This is a genomic window from Herbaspirillum sp. GCM10030257 (assembly GCF_042666555.1).
Lineage (GTDB): Bacteria > Pseudomonadota > Gammaproteobacteria > Burkholderiales > Burkholderiaceae_D > Noviherbaspirillum.
Genome location: NZ_JBHTDH010000089.1, coordinates 1 through 2,699, shown reverse-complemented (window position 1 = coordinate 2,699; position 2,699 = coordinate 1). Strand labels below are relative to the sequence as shown.

The 2,699-nt window shown below is 53.2% G+C and carries 2 protein-coding genes; one reads left to right on the top strand and one right to left on the bottom strand.

Going from position 1 to position 2,699, the window contains the following annotated elements; all coding sequences use genetic code 11:
* Positions 1–633: 633 nt before the first annotated feature.
* Positions 634–1,935: an NCS2 family permease gene (locus tag ACFQUU_RS29150; protein WP_382252117.1), complete on the bottom strand. Its 1,302-nt coding sequence runs from the start codon at positions 1,933–1,935 to the stop codon at positions 634–636.
* 529 nt (positions 1,936–2,464) lie between these two features.
* Between ACFQUU_RS29150 and ACFQUU_RS29145 the strand changes: the two genes are divergently transcribed.
* Positions 2,465–2,699 (top strand): ATP-binding cassette domain-containing protein (locus ACFQUU_RS29145; RefSeq protein WP_382252040.1); only part of this gene is annotated, 235 nt, incomplete at its 3' end.

Sequence of the window (2,699 nt, the reverse complement as noted above, 5' to 3'; positions counted from 1 at the left end):
CGCAGCCTTCCTTGGTGCCGGTGCAATGCTGGTCTTCACGCACATGCTGCAGGATCGTGCGCGTCGGCGATGCGTCGGCAATCGTCTGCACGGCGCCACGATAATAAAAACGTATGGGTTGGGACATGCTTTCTCCGCCTTTGCGTTTGTGATGCTGGTTTTTGTGACGCTAGGTTAGCACTCGCTCTCTGTTGAGCTATATGACAAACATGATGTTGAGTATCCGTAACGTGGAATAAAGTTAATTCCAGATTGCTTCACCCCTGTACTTTCCTTGGTGCGCATACCGTGCCAGGCCCACGTATGGCGATAAACATTCATCATGCAAGAATGTCTATGTCGAATCAGTTGTAAATCCAGATACTTAATATATATGCCGGCTTATAAGGTTGGAAAATGCCTTGCAGAGCGGCGTCCTGTTGTTTTATACCTCTTTTCGCACCTTGCACGCGCACCCCGGCTAGCACTTTTTAAGTGCATTCCGGAATGCAGCGGTCCGCATGGGTTTTCTGGGTGAAAGTGGTATATCTTCTCCAGCTCGTCGGGCTGGGTAGCGCTAAAACTACATTCAGGAAACTCTTGGGAATAAAAAAGGCCGGCTCTCAGCCGGCCTTCTCACGTTGCTGTAACGCCTTACTCACCGCCGAGATAGGCATAGCGGAATATAAAGATTGCCGCAATGATCCAGACAATAATCGGCACTTCCTTGGCGCGGCCAGTCAGAAGTTTGAGACCGGCATAGGAAATGAAGCCGAATGCCACGCCATTGGCGATCGAGTAGGTGAAGGGCATCAGCAACGCGGTGACGACCGCCGGAACGCTTTCGGTGGTGTCGTCCCAGTCGATGTCGACCAGTTCGCGCAGCATCAGGCAAGATACATAAAACAATGCGGGTGCCGTCGCATAAGCGGGTACGGCTCCGGCCAGCGGGGCGATAAACAGGCAGGCCAGGAAAAGCACCGCAACCGCAACCGCCGTCAGACCGGTACGGCCCCCTGCCTGCACACCGGCGGCGCTTTCAACATAAGCGGTGGTGCTCGACGTGCCCAGGAAAGAGCCGGCGACAATGGCGGTACTGTCGGCCATCAGCGCTTTGTTCAGCCTATCCATCTTGCCTTGCTTGAGCAGGCCCGCACGATTGGCGACACCCATCAGTGTGCCGGTTGCGTCGAACAGTTCAACCAGGAAGAACACCAGCACCACGTTCAGGATGCCGATCGACAGCGCGCTGGAAATATCCAGTTTGAACAGCGTCGGATCAATCGATGGCGGCGCGGAGACAATGCCCGCAAACTTGTTTCCGGCAAAGAAAAAGCTCAACACAGTCACGGCAACGATGCCGATCAGGATGGCGCCCTTGATCCTCAGGCGGTCCAGCGCGACGATCATGAAGAACCCGATGATGGCCAGTACGGGAGGCGGTGCATGCAGATTGCCCAGTGCGATGTAGGTGGCCGGATTCGACGTGATGATGCCCGCATTTTTCAGGGAGATGATCGCCAGGAATAAGCCGATGCCGGCGGTGATCGCGGTGCGGATCGAATGCGGAATGCCGTTCACGATTATTTCGCGGATACGCAGGACGCTGATGATCAGGAACAGAATGCCCGAGATGCAGACCGCGCCCAATGCGGCTTGCCAGGTATAGCCCATACCCAAGACCACGCCGTAGGCGAAATAGGCATTCAATCCCATGCCCGGTGCCAGCGCAATCGGATAGTTGGCGTACAAACCCATGATCAGCGTACCGATTGCCGCCGCCACGCAGGTCGCGACAAACACCGAATCTTTCGGCATCCCGGCATCGCCAAGAATGGAGGGGTTCACAAAAATAATATAGGCCATCGTCAGGAAGGTGGTCAGGCCGGCCAGCAACTCCGTGCGGACGTCCGTCCCCTGTTCCTTCAGCTTAAAGAACCTCTCCATCAAACTCATTTGTCTTCTCCTGATATGTATTAAGGCAAGGCCCGTATCCAGGCTGCACTGCGCCAGGCGATGCTGGCGGCAAGCACGGCCACTTATCGTTTTATATGTCCGATCGAATACTCTTTATTGAGCCGCGAGCAGTAATGTCCTATAGAAAGCAAGGATTTGGATATGCAGCCTTGAATATGTTGCATATGGGATTACGAATAAAAGCGCCGGGCTGATGTGTCCCCAAATAGCGGCGCAGTGCTGATAATGAACGGTTGATGCTTGTGGGACAATCTGCAAAGCGACCAGCGCAAATTCAAATGCAAACTTTTACGATAATTCTTATTCTGCGTCCAATATTTATGCATTTCGCAATTATATGTTCCCGGACAGACAAAACCCTACGACCCTATATCCCCCTATCTATATTTCCCATACAGACCAAGGTATATTCGCTGCGCAGTTTTCCTGTAATTTTTGCCAATAATAAGAATATTGATAAGAGAGCTACTACCATATCGGTTTCAGCAGCTCGCAAGAAGAGTGAGACATGGACACCCGCCTAAGCCTAAGCAGGATCACCAAGAAATATCCTTCCGTGGTCGCGAACGACGGTGTCGACCTGAACGTCATGCCGGGGGAGATTCATTCCATCCTCGGCGAAAATGGCGCCGGCAAGTCGACCCTCATGAAGATCATTTACGGATCGGTCAAACCCGATGCCGGCCAGGTTTTCTGGAATGGCAAGGAAGTCAACATCGCCAATCCGGCCGAAGCCCGCAAGC